At 75.3% G+C, this 20,988-nt stretch carries 18 protein-coding genes and 1 pseudogene; 5 read left to right on the top strand and 14 right to left on the bottom strand.

The genetic code is table 11. The features are described 5' to 3' along the window. Window positions 1-81 (top strand): annotated as a pseudogene (locus ACZ6Q9_RS31465) (C39 family peptidase); the annotation flags it as partial. Between the two features lie 67 nt (window positions 82-148). Here ACZ6Q9_RS31465 and ACZ6Q9_RS31460 read toward each other — a convergent pair. From ACZ6Q9_RS31460 to ACZ6Q9_RS31395, 14 genes are all read right to left on the bottom strand, one after another. After that, window positions 149-970 carry an HpcH/HpaI aldolase/citrate lyase family protein gene (locus ACZ6Q9_RS31460; protein ID WP_393270739.1) on the bottom strand — a complete coding sequence of 274 codons (822 nt, stop codon included), beginning with the start codon at window positions 968-970 and terminating at the stop codon, window positions 149-151. Then, on the bottom strand, window positions 971-2,188 hold the full coding sequence (locus tag ACZ6Q9_RS31455; RefSeq protein WP_393460383.1) for a CaiB/BaiF CoA transferase family protein: 1,218 nt from the start codon (window positions 2,186-2,188) through the stop codon (window positions 971-973). Next, window positions 2,185-4,350: an alpha/beta hydrolase-fold protein gene (locus ACZ6Q9_RS31450; protein ID WP_396831051.1), complete on the bottom strand. Its 2,166-nt coding sequence runs from the start codon at window positions 4,348-4,350 to the stop codon at window positions 2,185-2,187. Before ACZ6Q9_RS31450 ends, ACZ6Q9_RS31455 begins: the two co-directional genes overlap by 4 nt. A gap of 4 nt (window positions 4,351-4,354) precedes the next feature. Then, complete coding sequence (locus ACZ6Q9_RS31445; protein ID WP_396831050.1) at window positions 4,355-6,304, bottom strand: SUMF1/EgtB/PvdO family nonheme iron enzyme; 1,950 nt, start codon at window positions 6,302-6,304, stop codon at window positions 4,355-4,357. Next, a complete protein-coding gene (locus ACZ6Q9_RS31440; RefSeq protein ID WP_396831049.1) occupies window positions 6,301-7,239 on the bottom strand; it encodes a PfkB family carbohydrate kinase in 939 nt (312 codons plus the stop codon). The genes ACZ6Q9_RS31445 and ACZ6Q9_RS31440 overlap by 4 nt, the downstream gene beginning before the upstream one ends. Then, a complete protein-coding gene (locus tag ACZ6Q9_RS31435; RefSeq protein WP_396831047.1) occupies window positions 7,236-8,630 on the bottom strand; it encodes an ADP-ribosylglycohydrolase family protein in 1,395 nt (464 codons plus the stop codon). The genes ACZ6Q9_RS31440 and ACZ6Q9_RS31435 overlap by 4 nt, the downstream gene beginning before the upstream one ends. Next, window positions 8,627-9,823 carry an ADP-ribosylglycohydrolase family protein gene (locus tag ACZ6Q9_RS31430; protein WP_396831045.1) on the bottom strand — a complete coding sequence of 399 codons (1,197 nt, stop codon included), beginning with the start codon at window positions 9,821-9,823 and terminating at the stop codon, window positions 8,627-8,629. The genes ACZ6Q9_RS31435 and ACZ6Q9_RS31430 overlap by 4 nt, the downstream gene beginning before the upstream one ends. Before the next feature lie 2 nt (window positions 9,824-9,825). Next, window positions 9,826-11,118: an ABC transporter substrate-binding protein gene (locus ACZ6Q9_RS31425; protein WP_393270757.1), complete on the bottom strand. Its 1,293-nt coding sequence runs from the start codon at window positions 11,116-11,118 to the stop codon at window positions 9,826-9,828. 37 nt (window positions 11,119-11,155) lie between these two features. Continuing rightward, a complete protein-coding gene (locus tag ACZ6Q9_RS31420) occupies window positions 11,156-11,995 on the bottom strand; it encodes a carbohydrate ABC transporter permease (RefSeq protein ID WP_357463140.1) in 840 nt (279 codons plus the stop codon). A gap of 58 nt (window positions 11,996-12,053) precedes the next feature. Further along, on the bottom strand, window positions 12,054-12,980 hold the full coding sequence (locus tag ACZ6Q9_RS31415) for a carbohydrate ABC transporter permease (protein WP_396831053.1): 927 nt from the start codon (window positions 12,978-12,980) through the stop codon (window positions 12,054-12,056). 5 nt (window positions 12,981-12,985) lie between these two features. After that, on the bottom strand, window positions 12,986-14,053 hold the full coding sequence (locus ACZ6Q9_RS31410) for a LacI family DNA-binding transcriptional regulator (RefSeq protein WP_396831044.1): 1,068 nt from the start codon (window positions 14,051-14,053) through the stop codon (window positions 12,986-12,988). Between the two features lie 195 nt (window positions 14,054-14,248). Then, on the bottom strand, window positions 14,249-14,875 hold the full coding sequence (locus ACZ6Q9_RS31405) for a hypothetical protein (RefSeq protein WP_396831043.1): 627 nt from the start codon (window positions 14,873-14,875) through the stop codon (window positions 14,249-14,251). Between the two features lie 145 nt (window positions 14,876-15,020). Beyond that, window positions 15,021-16,145 carry a snapalysin family zinc-dependent metalloprotease gene (locus ACZ6Q9_RS31400; RefSeq protein WP_396831052.1) on the bottom strand — a complete coding sequence of 375 codons (1,125 nt, stop codon included), beginning with the start codon at window positions 16,143-16,145 and terminating at the stop codon, window positions 15,021-15,023. A 303-nt stretch (window positions 16,146-16,448) separates the two neighbouring features. After that, entirely contained in the window at window positions 16,449-16,868 is a 420-nt protein-coding gene (locus tag ACZ6Q9_RS31395) for an NUDIX domain-containing protein (protein WP_357463128.1), read from the bottom strand. Between the two features lie 342 nt (window positions 16,869-17,210). Between ACZ6Q9_RS31395 and ACZ6Q9_RS31390 the strand changes: the two genes are divergently transcribed. From ACZ6Q9_RS31390 to ACZ6Q9_RS31375, 4 genes are all read left to right on the top strand, one after another. Next, entirely contained in the window at window positions 17,211-17,789 is a 579-nt protein-coding gene (locus ACZ6Q9_RS31390) for an AMIN-like domain-containing (lipo)protein (RefSeq protein WP_393460398.1), read from the top strand. Between the two features lie 94 nt (window positions 17,790-17,883). Continuing rightward, complete coding sequence (locus ACZ6Q9_RS31385) at window positions 17,884-18,564, top strand: response regulator (RefSeq protein WP_393460401.1); 681 nt, start codon at window positions 17,884-17,886, stop codon at window positions 18,562-18,564. Between the two features lie 13 nt (window positions 18,565-18,577). Then, the gene (locus ACZ6Q9_RS31380) at window positions 18,578-19,972 is read left to right on the top strand and encodes an ATP-binding protein (protein ID WP_393460404.1); all 1,395 of its coding nucleotides are present in this window, start codon (window positions 18,578-18,580) and stop codon (window positions 19,970-19,972) included. Next, a complete protein-coding gene (locus tag ACZ6Q9_RS31375) occupies window positions 19,969-20,934 on the top strand; it encodes a Gmad2 immunoglobulin-like domain-containing protein (protein ID WP_393460407.1) in 966 nt (321 codons plus the stop codon). Before ACZ6Q9_RS31380 ends, ACZ6Q9_RS31375 begins: the two co-directional genes overlap by 4 nt. Window positions 20,935-20,988 lie beyond the last annotated feature (54 nt).

Below are 20,988 nucleotides of genomic sequence, written 5' to 3'. Positions count from 1 at the left end.
GCCGACCCCGCCCAGGCCTCCTACTGGATCACCACCGAGGCCCTCGCCGACTGGATCGCCACCCGCGGCTACGCCGCCTGATCCCACCACCACCACCAACGACAAGGGCCGGCCCCGAACGGGGCCGGCCCTCTCGTCGTACGCCCGGTCAGGCCGCGTAGCGGGCGGCCAGGTCGACCGTGCGACGGGCGGCGGCCACCATCGCCCGGTCGGCGAACCGGCCGTCCGGCAGCACCACGGTCCCGGAGTCCCGGGTCTGCGCCTCGGCCACCGCGGCGAGCAGTTCCTCGGCCCGCGCGACCTCCCGCTCCGCCGGCCGGAACGCCTCGGCGATCACCGGTAGCTGGCGCGGGTGGATGGCCGCCCGGCCGAGGAAGCCGAGCCGCCGGCCCACCGCGCAGGAGGCGGCCAGGCCGTCGGCGTCGGCCACGTTCGGGTACACCGACATGGCGGGCGGGGGCAGGGCGGCGGCGCGGGCCGCCACCACGATCCGGCCGCGCGCCCACGCCAGACCGGCCTCGTCGTCGACGCCGAGGTCGGAGCGCAGGTCGGCCTCGCCGAGGCCGATCGAGGCCACGGCGGGAGCGGCGGTGGCGATGGCGTACGCGGCCTCCAGACCGAGGGCCGACTCGACCAACGGGTGCAGCGGGGTGTCCACCCGGGCGGCAAGGGCGGCGACGGCGGTCGCCGACTCCACCTTCGGCAGCCGCAGGCCCGCCAGCCCGGGGCGGCCGACCACCGCGGCCAGGTCGGCGTCGACGTCCGGGCCGGTCAGCTCGTTGACCCGGACCTGGACCGCCACGGGGTGCGACTGCCCGAGGAACTCGGCGACGGCCTGCCGCGCGTACGCCTTGCGGTCGGCGAGCACCGCGTCCTCGAGGTCGAGGATCACCGCGTCGGCGCCGGAGGCGACCGCCTTGGCGAACCGGTCCGGCCGGTCACCCGGCACGTAGAGCCAGGTCAGCAGCATTCAGATCACCCCCTTCTCGCGCAGTGCCGCCAACTCGCCGTCGGTCAGGCCCAGCGACCGGAACACCGCGTCGGTGTCCTGGCCGTGCCGGCGCCCGGCGTGCCGGATGTCCCCCGGCGTCTCCGAGAGCCGGAACGGCACGTTCTGCATCCGTACCTCACCGAGTTCCTCGTCGGGGACCGTGCGGACGGTGCCGAGCGCGGCGTACTGCGGGTCGGCGAGGATGTCGCGTACGTCGTAGACCGGGGCGACGGCCGCCTCGGCGGCCTCGAACGCGGCCACCACCTCGTCCCGGTCGCGCCGCGCGACCCAGGCGCCCACGGCGGCGTCCAGTTCGTCGGCGTGCGCGGCCCGGCCGCTGCCGGTGGCGAACCACGGCTCGTCCACCAGTTCCGGGCGGCCGACCAGCCGCAGCACCCGCTCGGCGATGCTCTGCGCGCTGGTCGACACCGCCACCCAGCGCCCGTCGGCGCAGCGGTACGTGTTGCGCGGCGCGTTGTTGTTGGACCGGTTGCCCAGCCGGGGCTGGACGTAGCCGAGCTGGTCGTACCAGGTGATCTGGGGGCCCAGCATCGCCATGATCGGTTCGATGATGGCGAGGTCCACCACCTGGCCGGCGCCGGTGAGGTCGCGGGCCCGCAGGGCCAGCATGACCGCGTACGCGGCGGCGAGCGCGGTGACCGAGTCGGCCAGCCCGAACGGGGGCAGCGTCGGCGGGCCGTCCGGCTCGCCGGTGGCGGCGGCGAAGCCGCTCATCGCCTCGGCGAGGGTGCCGAAGCCCGGCCGCCGCGCGTACGGGCCGACCTGACCGAAACCGCTGATCCGGGCGATCACCAGCCGGGGGTTGACCTCGTGCAGCTCGGCCGGGCCGAGCCCCCACCGTTCCAGGGTGCCGGGGCGGAAGTTCTCCACCAGCACGTCCGCGTCGGCGAGCAGGCGGCGCAGCAGTTCGGCGCCCCGCGGGTCGGACAGGTTCAGGGTCATCGTGCGCTTGTTGCGTCCGAGCACCTTCCACCACAGCCCGACGCCGTCCTTCGCCGGGCCGTGCCCCCGCGACGGGTCCGGCTTGGCCGGATGCTCCACCTTGACCACGTCGGCGCCGAAGTCGCCGAGGAACGCCGCCGCGAGCGGCCCGGCGAAGAGGGTGGCCAGGTCGACCACCTTCACCCCGTCGAGCGGGCGGGTCCGGTCGGCACCGGCGTCAGCTGGGCTGTTCAAGGCGTCCCTTTCGTCGGATCGACGGCGGCGAGGAAGACGTCGCCGTTGCCGAGCGCCGCCCCGCCCGACGTGGTCCCGGCGGTGAGCCCGGTGACCAGTAGCCGCCCGTCGGCACCGAGGGTCGCGTAGACGTTCTCCTCGCCGAAGGCGTCGGCGGCGTCGTCGCGGGCGGTGCCGTACTGGGCCACCCCGGCCTGGCGGCCCCGCGCGTCCAGCCGCAGGGTCAGCACGTCCGCGCCGCCGACCGGCAGGCCGAGCGCGCTGCCGGTGAAGCCGACCACGGCGACCGCACCGTCGGGCAGCGCCACCACGTCCGCACCCGCGTCCGCGCCCCGCCCGCCGGTCACCGTCCGCCAGCGCTGCCGGCCGGCACCGGTGTACGCCACGGTGAGCACGTCGCTGCCGCCGGCGGTGGCCTCGCCGCCGGTGGAGCCGGTGGCGACCACGAGGCCGTCGGCGCTGATCGCGACGCCGCCGAGCAGGTCGTCGCCGGCGCCGCCCACCGAGGTCACCCACGTGCGGGTGCCGCTGGCGTCGAACCGGGCGAGCCACCCGTCGCTGCCGCCCAGCGCGGTGGTGTCGGGCAGGCCGGCGGAGGTGCCGCCGGCCACGTACACGCCCTCGGCGTCGGCCGTCACCGCGTACGCCTTGTCCTCGCCGGAACCGCCGAACTGCCGGCTCCAGGCGATCCGCCCGTCCGGGGCGATGCGGGCCAGGATCGCGTCCTTGTCCCCGGCGCCGCTCTGCCCGGCGAACGAGCCGCTGGTGTAGCCGGCGACGTAGGCGCCGCCGTCGGGGGCCGCCGCGACGGCGTAGAACCGGTCGGCCTTGGCCGGGTCGCCGGCCTGGGTGAGCCAGGCCCGCTGCCCCGTCCCGGTCAACCTGACGACGAAGCCGTCGTCGGCGGGGCTGCCCGGGTGCGTCCCGCCCAGGTCGCCGCGGGTGTAGCCGGCGGCGACCACCCCGCCGTCGGCGAGCGGCACCACGCCGTGGAGGCGGTCGTTGGCGGCCGTGCCGAACTGCCTCGTCCAGGCCGGGGCCCCGCCGGCCGTGACGCGGCTGACCACGGCGTCCAGCCCGCCGGCGTACGGCTGGCCGGCGACCGGGCCGGAGGCGGCGTACCCGAGGGTGGTGCTGCCGTCGGGGTGGGCGGCCACGCCGCCGGCCCAGTCGGTGCCCGCGCTGCCGTGCGGCGGCCCGGGCAGCCCGGCCGGCGGGGTGACGCTCAGCGTCGCCGCCAGGTGCCTCAGCCCGTCCGCGAAGGCGGGTCGCCAGACGTCCCAGTCGTGCCCCCCGTCGAGCACCCGGAACTCCGCGGGGATCGCGTCGGAGCGGCGCACGGTGTTGTAGAGGGTGGCGGCCTCGTAGTCCAAGTCGTGGGCGGCGTCGGCCGGGTCGGGGTTCGCCCACTCGTCGTCGCCGACCGCGACGTACATCCGCACCGGGGACTCCGCGTCCAGGCCCGGCAGCAGGGCCGGGTAGTTCAGTCGCCGGTAGACCTCGTCGGAGAAGCGCTGCCCGCCGGAGCCGAAGCCGCCGAACTCGCGCGCCGACGAGTCGGCCGGCGGCAGCGGCCGGTACACCGCCGGGCTGAGCACCAGCGCGTGGCCGAACAGGTCCTGGTGGGCCAGGGCGTAGCGCAGCGCACCGGCGCCGCCCATCGAGTAGCCACCGACCAGGCGCGCCCCCCGGTGGGCCGCGGTGCGGTAGGTGGCGTCGACGTGCCGCACCAGATCCCCGGTGAGGGCGGTCTCCACCGGCCGGCCGGGATCGTCCGCGCCGGTGTACCCGGAGTCGACGTACCAGCTGCCGCGGCTGCTCCACGGCGCGTCGGGCAGCACCGCGATCACCGGCGGCACGTCGCCGTCGGCGATCAGCCGGTCCAGGTCGGCCTTGACCCGGGTCCACGCCTGCATGGTGTCGCCCCGCCCGTGCAACAGGTACAGCACCGGGTAGCGGCTCGCCGTCGCCTCGCCGTAGCCGTGCGGCAGGTAGACCGTGTAGTCGATCGGAGCGCCCAGCGCCGCGGACGGCGCCGCGGCGGTGGTCAGCGTGCCCGCCCGGAGACGCTCCGCGCCGGCCGCGCCGGGCACCGCGCCGGCCAGGCCGAACACGAGGAGCACGGCGGCCACGCCGCCGCCGATCCGCCAACGTCTTCTCATCGGGTCACTCCTCGGCGGGAAGGTCGGCGGCGCAGCGGAAGCCGACCTGGTCGGATCGGGTCAGGCCGGCGCCGAGCAGCAGCAGCTTCACCGACACGTCCGGCGGTTGCGGGCCGCCGTCGAGATACCAGTCGGAGCCCTCCGCCCGGTACGCGGCGCCACCCTTGAGGATCACGAAGCGGGTCCGCCCGTCGGAGTGCTCGCTCTCGGTCAGGTTCCACACCAGCGGTTCCCGGCGGTGCAGCAGCCCCGCCTCGGCGGCCACCTGCCACTCGTCCTCGGTGGGCAGCCGCAGCCCGGCCCAGGCCGCGTAGGCCCGGGCGTCGGCGAGGTCGACGCCGGTGACCGGGGCGTCGGCCGGGCCCTGTCCGGCGGTGAACCGCTCGGGGCGCGCCGGCCGGTGGCCGGTGGCGCGCAGGAACTCGGCGTACCGGCCGTGGGTGACCTCGTGGGTGTCGATGGCGAACCGGCCGAGCCGGACGGCGCGGCGCAGCGTGCCGGTGTGGTGCAGCCGGGGCGGCAGCGGCTTCCACTCGTCGACGTACGGGGTCTCGCCGTAGAGTCCGGTCTCCCGCACCCGGTGGCGCACGAGCAACTCCCGTCGTCCGCCGTCGACCGCCACCATGCCGTCGGGCACGTCGCGCCGGGGCGCCCACGGCACGCGCAGCCGCTGCGCCGTCCGGGCCGGGAAGGACGGGTCGCCGACCGCCGCCGGGTGCGACGGCACCGACGCGTCGGCGGTGGCGACGACCGCGGCGACCGCCCCGGCCGGCAGCGGACCACCGACGGCGACCGTGCCGTCCGGCTCGGCGGTGACGGCCAGCTCGGCGCCGGTGACCAGGTCGACGAAGCGCCGGCCGGGACGCGGCGCGGTACGCAGCCACGGCCCGTCGTGGTCGTCGGCCCGGTTCACCACCGTCCACAGCGGCTCGCCGTCGTGCGTCCAGCGGGACGCGTACACCTGACCGGTGCCGGGGTGGTCGGCGAGCGGGACCCAGTCCTCGGCGCGCAGCCACGCGGCGTGGCTGGCCTGCACCCGGCGCATTGCCCGCAGCACGGCCCGGTCCCGGTCGTTCCAGCCCACCCAGACGCCGAACACGCTCTCCCAGACCAGCACGCCGCAGCCGTTGAGCCAGGCGGAGTGCAGCTCGTCGAGGTGGCTGCGGTGCCAGCGGCGGGTGTGGTGCAGCACGTGCCGGCGCTCGAACCACTTGGCGCGCAGCACGCCGGGGACCTCGGAGTCGGCGAACCACTGCGCCCACGACATCGCGTGGTCGGCGATGCGGGCCAGCGGCACGCGGCTCTCGCCTTCGAGGACGATGCCGGGGCGGACGGCGTCCAACTCCCGGCGCAGCTCGTCGGCGCCCTCCTTGAGGGTGTCGAGGAAGACCCCGTCGACGCCGAGCTTGCCGGCCAGCGCGGCGACCTCCTGCGCGTCGGTGCCGGCCTCGCGCCGGGTGCCGGTGTCCCACGGGTTGTAGTCGACGAACACCCGCACCCCGCGCCGCTGGAAGGCGCGCACCACCTCGGGCAGCTCGGGGACGTCGCGGTAGTAGTCGAACTGGTTGCGTTCGTCCAGCCCGATCACCGGGTACGCGTGCCACAGGACGATCCCGTCGAAGCCCCCGAAGTCCCGCTCGGCGGCGTCGAGGAACGCGTCGACGGTGAAGACGCCCCGCTCGTGGTCGTAGAGCGTCTCGTCCCACAGCCAGGCGAGGCAGACGCTGAAGCAGTCGCCGGGGATCTCGTCGTAGTGCGCGCCGGTGTAGCCGAGGCGGGCACGGGCGTCGGCGCGCCAGCGGGTGAGCTGCTCCCGCCAGGCCGGCCAGTCGGCCGGGTCGCCCGGGGCGGCGAAGACCTTCGCCTCGTCCAACGTGGCCAGGTCGGCGTGCCCGCCCAGCGGGACCTCCGTCGGCCGGTCGATGGGGCGCGGCACGTAGGGGTTGAAGCTCACGGGGCACCTCGGTAGGTCGCGGCGTACAGGTCCTCGATGGCGGCCCGGTCGGGCAGCGCGGTGGACGCGCCGGGGCGTTGCGCGCACGCCGCGCCGGCCGCGCAGGCCCAGCGCAGGACGGCGGCGACGGCGTCGGCGTCGCGCGCGGCGCCGCGTTCGGCCCAGCCGACGGCGAGGGCGCCGGTGAAGGCGTCCCCGGCGGCGGTGGTGTCCACCGCCGCGATGCGCGGCGCCGGGATCTCCAGTCGCGAACCGCGCCGGTCGGCGTACGCGGCACCCCGCGCGCCGAGCGTCAGCACCACCCGGGGCACCAGCTCCAGCAGGGCGTCGAGCAGGACGCCCGGCTCGTCGGGGGCCGTCGTGGCGACGACGGCCGCCTCGTGCTCGTTGACGACCAGCACGTCGACCAGCCCGAGCAGGTCCGCCGGCAACGGCGCCGCCGGCGCGGCGTTGAGCACCACCGTGGTGCCCGCAGCGCGGGCCCGGCCGGCGGCCGCCACCACGGTCGGCAGCGGCACCTCCAGCTGGAGCAGCAGCACGTCGGCCGCGCCGATCGCCGCCTCGTCGGCGGCATCCAGGCCGGTCAGCGCGGCGTTCGCGCCGGGGGCGACCACGATGAAGTTCTCCGCCGCCCGGTCGACCCCGATCAGGGCGACCCCCGAGGGGCCGGGGACCGTACGCAGGCCACGCACGTCCACCCCGGCGGCGACCAGGTTGTCCCGCAACTGCTGCCCGAACTCGTCGGCGCCGACCGCGCCCACGAACGCGCAGTGCGCGCCCGCCCGGGCGGCGGCGACGGCCTGGTTGGCGCCCTTGCCGCCGGGCACGGTCCGAAAGTCCTCCCCGAGCACCGTCTCGCCGGGGCGGGGCAGGTGCGGCGCGGTGACCACCAGGTCCAGGTTGGCGCTGCCCACCACGACCACCCGCGCGCTCACGCCGGCCCGCCCTCGGTCGTGGCGACGCCGACGGGCGCCCCGGCGGCACCCGGCGTCGCGAGGGCGACGGTGCGGGCGGCCAGTTCGTCGAAGCCGATGCCGTCGAATCCGGCGATGCTGCTGGCGAGCCGGCCGCGCAGCGGGCCGACCCACCGCTCGGGCAGCCCGGACGCGCCGGTCAGCGCCCCGGTCACCGCGCCGACGGTCGCCCCGGTCGAGTCGGTGTCCCAGCCGCCGCTGACGACCGCGCAGATCGACCGCTCCAGCTCGCCCCGCCCGTACGCGAGGGCGGCGGCGACCAGCGCGGCGTTGTTGCGCACGTGCACCCAGTGCAGGTGGCCGTGCCGGGCGTACAGCTCGTCCACCACCGCCTCCCAGTCGTCCGTGCGCGAGCCGAGGGCGCGCGCCTCCCGGACCGTGGCGGCGAACCGGCTGCGCGGCGGCAGCACCGCCTCGCCGGCGTCGAGCACCTCGTCGACGTCGCCCGCCACCGTGGCGGCGGCGGCCAGGGCCGCGACCCACATCGCCCCGTACACGCCGGCGCGGACGTGGCTGACCGTGGCGTCGCGCCAGGCCAGCTCGGCGGCCAGGTCGGGGCGCCCGGGGTTGACCCAGCCGTACACGTCGGTGCGGATCTGGGCGCCGATCCACTCCCGGAACGGGTTGTGCCGCCGCGCGGTCGCCGGCGGGGCCAGCCCCAGCAGCAGGTTGCGGTAGGCCACCCGTTCGGCGGTGAAGACCCGCCCGCCGGGCAGCCAGTCCAGCCACGCCTGCGCCACGTCGGCGCTGGTGAAGTCCCGCCCGTACGTCTCCAGCACGCGCAGCGCCAGCAGCGCGAAGTTCAGGTCGTCGTCCTCGGGCATCCCGTGGATGTTCTCGGCCAGGCTGGTCGGGGCGCTGCGCCGGTTCCACGGCCAGCGGGCCGCCACGTCGGCGGGCAGCCCCCGGGCGGTGAACCAGTCGCGCAGCGGCCAGCGGCCGGTGGCGACGAGGATCTCCCGGATCCCGTGGCGGGGGATCTTCTCGACCGGCTTGCCGAGCAGGCAGCCGGCCGCCCGGCCGAGCCACGCGCCGTGCACCCGGTCGTACGCGGCCGGGCCGGCGGGCAGCGACCACTCCGCCGGCCAGCTGGCGCGGACGGCGGCCAGCTCCTCGGGCTCGTCGGGGCTGCCGGCTCCCGGCAGCGCGTCGGCCTCGTCGAGCAGCCGCGTGGCGAGGGCCCGCAGCCGGGGTGCCGCGGGCGTGGGCGACGCCCCGCTGACCGGCGGGGTGAGGTCCCCGCCGGCCGCGCGCCACCGCTCGGCGATCGCGCCGACGTCGCGCCCCTCGTCCCGGCTGGCCGCGATCTCGTGCGGCAGCAGGTCCTCGGGCTGCACCCAGGTGATCCTCACCGGCCCGACTCCCCGGGTGCCTGCTCCGGCCCGGCGGGGTCGGCGCCCCGCGCCGGACCGTCGGCGAGGCCGGCGAAGCGCTCGGCCCGGCGGGCGAAGCGCTCCCGGTCGCGCTCGAAGACCTCCGTGGCCACCGCGGCGAGCACCCGGGCGGGCGCGACCAGGTCGGTGCGGGAGGCGGTGGCGACCGCCTCCGACCACTCCGCCGGCACCGCCGCCGCGCCGCCGAGCGCGCCGGCGATCGCCGCCGCCATGGTGGCGGTCGAGTCGGCGTCCCGGCCGTAGTTGACCGCGCCGAGCACCGCGTCGCGGAACTCGCCACCGGCCACCACCAGCATGCCGATCGCCACCGGCAGTTCCTCGATGGCGTGCAGCCGGCTCGGCCGCCGGGCGCCCAGCCCCGGGCTGCGGTACTCCTCCCCCACCGTGTCGAAGGGGGCGACCGCACCGCGCAGCGGGCCGATGGCGGCCCGCCAGTCATTGTGGCCCCGGGCCTCCTTGACCACCGCGTCGATGGCCGCCCGGGTGCCGTCGCGGGCCAGGTCCAGCGCGGCGGCGACCACGTCGTCGACGCCCGCGCCGGGGGTCGCGGCGGCGGCGACCGCGGCGGCGAAGACCGCCGCGGCCTCCCGCCCGTAGCTGTGCTGGTGCGCTCCGGCGATCTCCACCGCCTCGGCGTACGCCCCGGCCGGGTCGCCCGCGTTGACGATGCCGACCGGGGCCATGTACATGGCGGCGCCGCAGTTGACGATGTTGCCCACCCCGCCCTCGCGGGGGTCGGCGTGCGCGTGGTGCAGTCGGGTGACCAACCACCGCTCGGCGGCGGCGAGCCGGTGGAAGGTCACCCCCTCGCGCTCCAGGTCCGGGATGTACACCACCCGCTCGATCAGGTCGGGGACGAGCAGTTCCACCACGTCGTAGGCGTCCAGGTGGTCGCGCTTGGCCGCGTACGCCCGCACCAGCGCGTGGGTCATCAACGTGTCGTCGGTGATGTGCCCGTCGCCCTTGTGGTACGGCGCGAGTGGCCGCGCGGTCGCCCAGTCGGCGTGGTACGGGGGCACAATGCCCTCCACCCAGCCGCCGAAGCGGGCGCGGATCTGCTCCGGAAGTGCCGTCTCGGTCGCCCCGCCGAGGGCGTCACCCACGGCGGCGCCGACGAGACATCCGACCGACTTGTCGAGAAGGAGAGACATGGTTACCTCAGAACCTGCTTGCCACCGTCGACCAGCTGCGTGCCGAGCTGATCCAGGGTGATCTTGTTGGCGAAGTACTGCTGGAGGGCCGGGGTGGCGTACTTGGTCTTCCACTCCGGGTAGCCGTCGGCCTTCTGGAACGGCGCGACGGTCAGGTCGGCGGCGCTGTCGGCGGCCACGTCCCAGCCCTGCTTGCCGCCGGTCAGCTTGACCAGCTCCGCGTTGGCCTGCTTGCCGGTCGGGATCAGCCAGTCGCCCTTGGCGAGAGTGGCCATGTTGGTCGGGTTGAGGAAGAACTCCAGGAACTGCGCGGCCTGCTTCTTGTGCGTGGAGTCCTCACTGACGGACAGCGTCTGCGGGTTCGCCGCGTGGGTGGCGGACAACCCCTTCAGCGGCGGCAGGGTGACCCACTCGAAGCCGGCCGGCGCCTGCTCGACCATCTGCTGACGCAGCGACACCGAGCCGGGCAGCATCGCGTACTTGCCGCCGAAGAAGCCGGGCAGGGTGTCCGCGCCGCTCATCCCGAGCGCCTCCGGCGAGGCCGACTTCGCGGTGTAGATCATGTCGTGGATACGCTTCGGGACCTCCTTCTCGGCGTCGCCCACCTTGACCTCGGTGCGGCCGCCGTCGGTGTGGAAGAACTTCCCGTCGAAGTTGAGTGCCAGGTTCAGCACCCGGTTGGTGGGCGACTTCAGGGCCCAGGCCGCGCCGTACTGACCCGGCTTGGTGAGCTTCTGCGCGTTGGCCTGGAACTCGTCCCAGGTCCAGCCGCCGTCGGCCGGCGGCACCGCGATGCCGGCGGCGTCGAGCAGCTTCTTGTTGGCGATGACGACCTGCGACTCCAGCAGGAACGGCACGCCGGTGATCTTGCCGTCGTAGGTGACGGTGTCCCAGATGCCCTGGTCGATCTGGCCCTTGAGGTCGTCGGAGACGAGCTTGGACAGGTCGGCCAGGTAGCCCTGCTTGCTGAACTCGCCGATCGCGGACGCCTCGTAGTGCACGATGTCGGCCGCGTCGCCGCCCTCGAAGGAGGTGAGCAGCTGGTCGTGGACGGAGTTCCAGTCGCCCTGGACGTACTCGACCTGGATGTCGGGGTGCTCGGCGTTCCACTTGGCGACCAGGTCCTTGTTGGCCTGGAGCGACTCCTTCTGCCAGGCCAGGCTGAGGAAGCGCAGCTTGACCGGGCCGGACGTGGACTCGTCGTCGCCGCCGTCGCCGCACGCGCTGAGCGCGCCGAGGCCGACGACCGCGACCGCGGCGGCCGCGGCGAGTCGACGGAATCTGGTACGGAGCATGGGGGGTTACCTCCTGGGTGGTGGGTGGGGGACGGTGTCAGCCCTTGACCGCGCCGGCGAGCGACCCGGACGAGAGCCGGCGTTGCATGAACGCGAAGAAGATCAGGCTGGGCAGGGTGGCCAGCAGCGAACCGGCCGCGAGGGGGCCCAGGCGGGCGGTGCCCTCGATGCCCACGAAGCGGGCGAGCGCCACCGGCAGGGTGGCCAGCTCCGGGGTCTTGATCAGCACGAGGGCGAAGAAGAACTCGTTCCAGGCCGAGATGAACGAGAACAGCGCGGTGGCGACCAGGCCGGGGGCGAGCAGCGGGAAGACCACCCGCCGCAGGATCTGCACGCGGCTGGCGCCGTCGACGGAGGCGGCCTCCTCCAGTTCCCGGGGGATGTTGCGGACGAAGCCCTGCAGCATCCACAGCGCGAACGGCAGCGCCCAGACCACGTAGATGAGCACCAGCCCGGCGTGTGTGTTGGCCAGCCCGACCTGCCGCAGCACCAGGAAGATCGGGATGATCAGCAGCACGAACGGGAAGAGCTGGGACAGCAGCACCCAGCCGAGGGCCGCGGTGCCGAGCTTCGAGCGGAACCGGGCCAGGGCGTACGACGCGGGCAGCGCGACCAGCACGGTGAGCAGGGCCGAGGCGAGCGAGACCTGGAGGCTGTTCAGCGCGGCCCGGCCCAACTCCTGCTCGGTGAACGCCTGGACGAAGTTCTGCACCGTCGGGTTGGCGGGGATCAGGGTCGGGTGCAGCTGGACCAGCTCCCGGGGCGGCTTGAAGGCCGTCGAGACCAGCCAGACCAGCGGGAACCCGAGGAAGACCAGGTAGCCGGCCAGGGCGACGTACTGCAACGCCCGCCCGGTGCGGCTCGGCTTTCCGAACATCACTGCCCTCCGATCCGGACTGCGGGGCTCGCAAGCTCACTCCTCGCACTGATCACGACTAGTTCGCCTCCCTCAACCGGCGACGGAGATACACGGCGAGCAGCGCCACGATGATCACGACCATCACGTTGCCGAGCGCGGCGGCGTAGCCGTAGTTGCCGTAGCGGAACGCCTCCTCGTAGGCGAAGAGCATCGGCAGCATGGTCTTGCCGCCCGGCCCGCCGGCGGTCAGCACGTAGACCAGGCCGAACGAGTTGAAGTTCCAGATGAAGTCCAGCGAGGTGATGGCCACGATCACCGGGGCCAGCGCGGGCAGCGTGACGTGCCGGAACCTGTGCCAGGTGCTGGCGCCGTCCACCGCGGCGGCCTCGTGCAGCTCGCGGCCGACCCCCTGCAGGCCGGCGAGGAGCACGACGGTGGTCTGCGGCATGCCCGCCCACACCCCGACGATGATCACCGCCGGCAGGGCGGTGCCGAAGTCGCCGAGCCAGTTGGCCCGCAGGCCGTCGGCGCCGACGCGGTGGAAGAACTCGTTCAGCAGGCCCGCGTCCGGGTGGTAGACCAGCTTCCACAGGATGCCGACCACCACCGGTGGCATCGCCCACGGCACCACGGCCAGCACCCGCGCCACGCCCCGGAAGCGCAACCGCTGGTTCAGCAGCAGCGCGAGCCCGAGGGCCAGCAGGAACTGCAGGACGGTCACCCCGAACGCCCAGAGCAGGCCGACCTGGAAGGAGTTCCAGAACAGCTCGTCGCCGAGCAGCTCGCGGTAGTTCGCCAACCCGGTGAAGCTGACCTCCACGTTGCGCCCGGCCCGGGCGTCGGTGAACCCGAGGTAGATGCCGCGTACCAGGGGGAAGACCGACAGCACCAGGATCGGCAGCAGCGACGGGAGCAACAGCAGGTAGATCATGGTCCGGTCGGAGCGGGACCGGCTGTGCCGACGGGCCGCTCCGGCCCGGTCGACGTCCGGCCGCTCGGCCACAGTCGTCAAGACGGCACCTCTTCCGTGGACGGACGGGGGGTGGTCACGGCGGGCCGGCTGGAGGCGCGGACGACGAGGCTGGGCGACACCTGCTCGCGGCGGGGCGGCAGGGCGGGGTCGGCGATCCGCTGGAGCAGCAGTTCGGCCGCCCGTCGACCGCGCTCGGCCGAGCCGAGCGAGACGCTGGACAGTTGGGGGAACATCATCTGGGCCAGCTCGGTGTCGTCCATGCCGATCACCGCCACGTCCTCGGGCACCCGGTGCCCGGCGGCCAGCAGCGCGTGCAGCGCGCCGACCGCGATCAGGTCGTTGGCGCAGACCAGGGCGTCCGGGCGGGTCCGGGCGAGCAGCCGTTCGGTCGCCGCGCGGCCGGCCGCGTACTGGAAGTCGCCGACCTCGACCAGGCGTTCGTCGAGGGGAACGGCGTGCGCGGCGATGGCGGCGCGGAAGCCGGCGTCGCGGGCGGCGCCGGGGACGGTGTCCAGCGGGCCGTTGACGAAGCCGATCCGGCGCCGCCCGCTGGCCACCAGGTGGTCCACGGCCAGCGCGACGCCGCGCCGGGAGTCGGTACGCACGTTGTCGACGGGCGCGTCGGCGCCGAGCTGGCCGATCACCACCACCGGCACCGGGCTCTGCACGAGCGCGGCGAGGTGGTCGTCGGTGACTCGGATCGGCGACAGGATCATGCCGTCGACGTAGCGGTTGGCCAGCCGGCGCAGCAGTGCGGTCTCGTTGGCGATCTGCCCGCCGGTGGCGTGGACCAGCAGCTGCCGCCCGGACGCGGCCACCACCGCCTCGATGGCCCGCATCATCGACACGTAGACCGGGTTGCCGATGTCCTCGACCGCGAGCGCGACCAGTCCGGTGCGCTGGGACTGCAACGACCGGGCGATGGCGTTGGGCACGTACCCGACCTCCGCCGCCGCGGCGCGGACCTTGCGGATGGTCTCCTCGCTGCCGCCGACGCCGTTGAGCACCCGGGAGGCGGAGGCGATGGAGACACCGGCGCGGGCCGCGACGGTGTGGACGGTGGGCCGGCTGTCGGCCGACTCCGGTAAACGTTTACGACCCACGCCCCGGCACCTCCACCTGTTTCCTGTAAACGTTTCCGGGAGTCTGCGCCGCGCGTGGCGAGGAGGTCAAGGGCCCGTTACGAAAACGTTTCCAACAGGAGCGACGCGCTGGTCAGCGCGTCATCGCCGGACTACCCGGGGTGTCCACGGAGCGGGACGAGCTGCGTACGGGTCCACGCGTGGCCGGCGCGTCCGTCAGGACCGGCGTTGGCGCTCCTGGCTCAGCCGCTCGTCGAGTCGGCCCAGCTCGTAGATGGCGTTCAGGTTCGTCGGCAACCGGGTCACGTTGTCGACCAGGGGTTCCCCGGCGGGATCGGGCGTGGGCGCGGGCGCGCCGGCCGGGCCCACCTGCGCGACGGCGGGCCGACGCCGGCGCAGGACGAGCAGCACCGGCACGGCCACGGCGGTCGCCGCCAGGCCGTAGAGAAGCCAACGCACCGCCGGATCCCCGTCGCCGTCCAGCGGCGGGGCAGTGACTGTGGACGCATCGCCCGAGGTGCCGGTCCGCCCGTTCGGGGCGGGCACCGCCGCCTTGCGCTCGCCCGGACCCTCGGCCGTCCGAGCCGAATCGGCGCGGGGGGACGTGGTGGTCGACGTGGACGGGCGCGGCGCGCCCGGCGCCGCCGACGGGCGGGGCGACGCCGGGGCGGTCGAGCCGGACGGGACCGGCGTCGGGGAGGCGCCCGGGGTGATCCCACCCCCTCCGGTGAGCAGGTCGTCCACGATCTGCCCGATACCGCCGAGGAGGTCGCCGACGGGCCCGCCCGAGGCCGACGGCGTGGGCGCGGGAGCGAGCGCCAGGGTCAGGGCGAGTGCGGCCACGCCGGACATGGTTCACCTCGGAAGGGGTCGATGTGTCACGCACGGTACCGCACAGCGGGTGGTCGCCGCGTGACACCCGGCGCGGCGGCCCGGCCGACGACGGGCGGGGGGACGCCGCGCACGGCGTCCCCCCGGGTCGGGGTCGTCAGACCGGCAGACCGCCGACCTGGGTGTTGATCCAGGATCGGATGGACGGCAGGTCGACGTAGATGGACGGGCCGGTGGCGCAGGTGGAGTTGTTGTTGCCGGACCGGCTGGTGGCGCCGATCAGGTTCCACACCCCGTTGATCCGGCGCACCTGCGGGCCGCCCGAGTCGCCGTAGCAGGCGCCCGAGTTGCCGTTGGTGTTGTTGGTGCAGATCTCGTACGGGCCGTTGATGCCGATGCAGCGGCTGTCCGACACGATCGAGGTGTCCAGTTCGTACGCGACGGTCGGGGCGCCGCCGCAGCCGGGGGTCGGGCAGGTCTGACCCCAGCCGATGATCCGGGTGGCGGTGCCGACCGCGCCCGAGGTGCCGGGGATCGGCGCCGGGGCGTAGCCGACCGAGCCGGACAGTTGCAGCAGCTTCACGTCGACGCTCGGGTGGTTGACCGCCCGGGTCACCCCGACCACGGTGCCGCCGCTGTTGCGGTAGATGCTGCCCACCCGCACCGAGGACGGCGTCGAGCAGTGCCGGGCGGTGACCGCCCAGTTGGCCTTGATCAGCGTGCCGGTGCAGCCGGAGACGTACACCATCCACGGGTAGTTCTCGGTGGCCGGCCGGCCGCCGACGACGTACGGCTCGATGTCGTCGCCGTCGTTCCACGAGTACGTGCCGGTGGGCACCGCGGACGCGGCCAGGCCGCCGGCGAACAGCGAGTTCACCCGGGACGCCTCGGTGGCGCTCGGGTACGCGTTGCGGCAGGAGACCGGGGCGCTGCTGCCGGACATCAGGTCGGAACACAGCCCGGTGCGCCGGTCCGGCAGGCCGAGGATGTGGCCCAGCTCGTGGCTGGCGATGCGGGTGCGGTCGTACCCCTGGTTGACGGCGGTCCAGCCCATCCAGATCCGGCCGGAGCCGAGCCCGGTGACCTGCGCCCGCGGCCAGCCGCTGTCGACGTAGATGGTGACGTTGCCCGGTGTGCGGGCCACCAGTTGGACGTTGCTGACCTGGCTGTTCCAAATGGCTGCGGCCTGGTCGAAGTTGGTGCGGAACTCGCCGGCCCGGCTCGCGTCGTAGTAGACGGTCCGGGCGGCGGCGGACGCGCTGGCGTCGGTGGCGACCTGCATTCCGGTTGCGGCCAGGACCGCCGCCAGCACGGCGCCCGCCGTGCGCAGCAGTTGTCGTCGGAACATACACGCACTCCCTGCGGTTGTCCGGCGGCGTGCCACCGCCGGTCATCGATGTACGTGGATGTTAGAACGAGGGTCGTCGATATGGGGCATAACGGAATCGTCATACCGGCGCCCCCGCCCGTGCACCGCAGGCCAGGTCGAGGGGCACCTCCGTCCACCGCCGGCCCGCCGCCCCGGGGACGACGGCGAGCGACACACGGGTGAGCGCCGACGGCGGCGGGCGGGCGGACGCGCCGGTCAGGGCAGCGGGTCGGGAAGCATCGCCAGGGTGGCCGGCAGCTGCGAGTGCAGCGGCGCGGGCAGGGCATCGCGGGTGAACCAGCCGATCCGGTCGAACTTGTGCGGCTCACCGATGGCCACCTCCGCCGGGTCCACCCGGACCGCGAAGAGCACCGCCACCCAGTGCGAGGGCGGGTCGTCGCGCAGCACGTTGCGCACGCCGAGCAGGGAGACCGACCGTGGCGTGGCCGCGTACTCCTCGGTGACCTCGCGGACGACCGCCGCCTCGAAGCTCTCGCCGAACTCCAGTGCCCCGGCGCCGGTGTCCCAGGCCCCCGGCTCGTCCCGGGCACCGGCCGCGCGCCGGGCCAGCAGCAGCCGGCCCGCGCCGTCGTGGCAGACGAAGACGCAGGAGACCTTCGGCGTACGGCCGGTCATCGGTGGTCCCTTCCGAAGAGTCGGGGTGGCAGTCAGCACCTCGGCGGCGGTGGTCCGCGCGTGCCGCACGAAGCGGCCGGCGCGGTGGGCGCCCACCAGCCCCGCGTCGCGCAGCGCCCCCGAGGTGCGCCGACACCGTACCCGGGCTCAGCCCGCACCGGTCGGCCGGTCCCGTGGTCGAGGTCGGCACCGCCCGATCGCGCGGCAGCGCCGCGGACACGAGCTGTTACGCGGGCGTTACCGCACGGCGAAGCTGCTGCCGTGGGGGCGTTCCACCGTGGACCCGACGACCCCGGCGACGAGGCCGGGCACCGACCGGAAACGGAAGAACGGGAGAGGACGATGCGGATCAGGAATGGACTGACGGCCCTGGTCGTGGTGCTCGCCGCACTGTTGGCCGGCGCCGGCACCGGCACGGCGGCGACCACGACGGCGGCGGCGACCGGATCGCCGTACTGCGGGATCACCTGGGGCAGCGCGGAGAAATCGGCCGGCACGCCGAGCAGCGCCCCGCTGGTCGACGTGCGCACCGGGCGGCACGACTGCTTCGACCGGGTGGTGTTCGAGTTCGCCGGCCCGGTCACCGGCTACACGGTCGGCTACGGCGAGACGTGGACCGAGGGCGAGGGCCTGCCGCTGTCGCCGTACACCGCCGGCGACGAGCTGCTGCGGATCTCGCTGCGGGCCCCGGCGCACGACGACGCGCACGTCGGCACCGTGCCCTACCAGGTCGGTGAGCACGCCGCGAACGTGCTGCGCCACCGGACGCTGCGGGATGTGGTCTTCGGCGGCAGCTTCGAGGGCTACACCACCTTCGCGGTCGGCGTGCGGGCCCGCCTGCCGTTCCGGGTGTTCGTGCTGACCGGCCCGGGCACACACAGCCGGATCGTGCTCGACGTGGCACACCAGTGGCAGCAGTGACCGCCGCGGAACCGGGGGTCCGGCGCCGGCCGGGCCCCCGACACCGTCCGTTCCGCCAGGTCGGCGCGGGCCGTCGCGGGGCTACCCTCGGCTCGTGGAGGGCCGCGTGCTGGTCGTCGAGGACGATGCCTCCATCCGGGAGGTCACCGCACTCGGGCTGCGCCGCGCCGGTTTCCGGGTCGACACCGCAGTCGACGGGCGGGAGGCGCTGGCGGCGTGGCGTGCCCGGCCGCCCGACCTGATCGTGCTCGACGTCATGCTGCCCGGCCTGGATGGCATCGAGGTCTGCCGGGAGATCCGGCGCACCAGCGGCGTACCCATCCTGATGCTGACCGCGCGCACCGACACCGTGGACGTCGTCGTCGGCCTCGAGTGCGGCGCCGACGACTACCTGCGCAAGCCGTTCGACCTGCCCGAGCTGGTGGCCCGGGTCCGGTCGGCGCTGCGCCGGGCGGGCGGCCCCGTCGTCGCCGCCGTCATCGAGGTCGCCGGGTTGGAGATCGACCCGGGCGGCTTCGTCGTCCGCAAGGCCGGCCGGGAGGTGGCGCTGACCGCCACCGAGTTCCGCCTGCTGCGCGAACTCGCCCGCCGCCCCGGCCAGGTCTTCACCCGGGAGGTGCTGCTGGAGCGGGTGTGGCAGCACGGCTACCTCGGCGACTCCCGGCTGGTCGACGTGGCGGTGCAGCGGCTGCGCGCCAAGATCGAGGACGATCCCGCGCACCCCCGGCTCCTGCGGACGGTGCGCGGGGCCGGCTACAAGCTGTCGCCGGGCTGAGGGAGGGTGCGCGATGGCCGGACGCGCCGTACCGCCCGGACGCCTGCGCCGCAGGCTGACCATCGCGTTCGTGCTCGTCGCCGGGGTCTCCGCCGGGCTGCTGGCCGGCGGCTCCTGGCTGCTGCTGCGGCAGGCCCGGTTTGACGCGTCGCTGCACCAGGCGGCGGCCGACGCCCGCTACCGGCTCGTCCTGGCCGGGCAGTTCCTGCCGTTGACCGAGGACCGTCGCGGCGAGCTGTTGACCAGCTTCGAGGGCAGCGGCCGGCACGTGGTGCTGGTCGACGACGGGCAGCACCCCTCCCACCCGGCGTACGCGCCGCCGCTGGGGGCGCGGCTGCGGGCCGCCGTCGCGGAGGGGCAGCTCGGGTACGAGCGGTCGTCGCCGCAGGAGCGGCCCCGGCTGCTCGTGGTCGGTGGCCGCATCCCCGGTTCGACGGCCGAGCTGTACGTCGTCACCGTCGAGGACGACATCGCCGCCGACCTGGACCAGCTGCGCACGGCCCTGCTGGCCGGCTGGGTGCTGGTGGTGCTGCTCGCCGCCGGGGTGGGGCACACCCTCGCCCGGCGCACGCTGGAGCCGGTCGGCCGGGCCAGCCGGGCCGCGCGGGCCCTCACCGAGGGGCTGCTCGACACCCGCCTGCCGGTACGCGGGCGCGACGAGTTCAGCGACTGGGCCGCCTCGTTCAACGAGATGGCCGAGGCGCTGGCGGCGAAGATCGAGGCGCTCTCCGCCGCCCAGGCGCGGGAGCGGCGGTTCACCGCCGACGTGGCGCACGAGCTGCGTACCCCCGTGACCGCCCTGGTGGCGGCGGCGTCGCTGCTGCGCGACCACCTGGACCAACTGCCGGGCGACGCGCGGCGCGCGGCGGAGCTGCTGGTCGCCGACGTGGTCCGGCTGCGCCGTCTGGTGGAGGACCTGATGGAGATCTCCCGGCTGGACGCCGGGCGGGAACGGCTCGCCGTCGCCGCCGTCGACCCGGTCGCCCTGCTGCGGGCGATCGTCGCGGCCCGCGGCTGGTCCGACCGGGTGCGGATCGACGGCGCGCCGGTGCCGCTGCGCACCGACCCGCGCCGGCTGGAGCGGGTGCTGGCGAACCTCGTCGCCAACGCGGTCGAGCACGGCGGCGGCGAGCTCCGGGCCGCGGTCGCCGGCGACGGGTCGCGGGTCGTCTTCGAGGTCAGCGACCAGGGCCCGGGCATCCCGACGGAGCACCTGCCGCGCCTGTTCGACCGCTTCCACAAGGTCGACCCGGCCCGCTCCGGCCGGGGCAGCGGGCTGGGCCTGGCCATCGCCCGGGAGAACGCCCACCTGCTCGGCGGGCGGCTGAGCGTGCGCAGCGAGCCGTGGGTGGCCACCCGGTTCCGGCTGGACCTGCCCGCCGAGCCGGCGTCGGACGGTGCGCGGTGAGCCGGCACGCCGCGGTCGCCACCGCCCTCCCGCCCGCCCGCCGAGCCGGCGTCGCGGACGGGCGGTGCGCGGTGACCCGGCGCGCCACGGTCGCCGCGCTGCTCGCCGCCGCGCTGTTGCCCGCCGGCTGCGCCGCGCCCCGGTCCGGCTCGCTCGGCCCCGCGCCCACCGCGCCGCCGCCGGTCGCCACCCCGTCCACGCCGGCGCCGCCGCCCGGCTCGACCGCGGCGCCGCCGACGGCCGGACCGGGCCGCTCCCCCACGCCCGCCGCGACCACCGCCGCCCCGACCCGGCCGCAGACCGTCACCGTCGAGCTGTGGTATGTCCGGGACGGGCGGCTCGCGCCGACCCGGCGCACCCGGCCGGCCACGGTGGCGACGTCCCGGCTGGCGCTGGCCGAACTGGCCGCCGGGCCCACCCCGGCGGAGGCCGCCACCGGGCTGACCACCCTGCTGCCCGCCGGCGGCGAGGTCACCCGCATCGCCGACGGCGTGGCGACGGTCGCGCCCGCCCCGGCGGGCGGCGACGCGCCGAGCCGGCGGCTGCGCGAGGCGCAGGTGGTCTACACGCTCACCCAGTTCCCCACCGTCAAGCGGGTCCGCCTCGCCGCCGGTCCCCCGGTCGGCCGGGCCGACTACGCGGACCTGCTGCCACCCGTCGTGGTCACCGGTCCGACCATCGGCGCTCGGGTCGGCAGCCCGGTCACCGTCACCGGCACCGCCGACGTGTTCGAGGCCACCGTCACGGTCCGGGTGCTCGACGCGGCGGGCCGGACGGTGGCGACCACCTTCACCACGGCCACCTGCGGCACGGGCTGCCGGGGCGACTTCCGGGTCGCCGTCGCCTACCGGGTGCGGCGGGAGCAGCCCGGCACGATCGAGGCGTACGAGGTCTCGGCGGCGGACGGGACGCGCCGGCACGTCGTCGCGGTGCCCGTCACCCTCACGCCCGTCCGATCCTGAGCACCGGGCCGGCGCGTCGGCGCGGGTGACCCCGCCGGTCACGTCCTCCCCCCG

Source organism: Micromonospora sp. NPDC049139, from assembly GCF_055586845.1.
The sequence above is the reverse complement of the archived record's forward strand: the minus strand, read 5'-3'. Positions and strand labels throughout refer to the sequence as shown.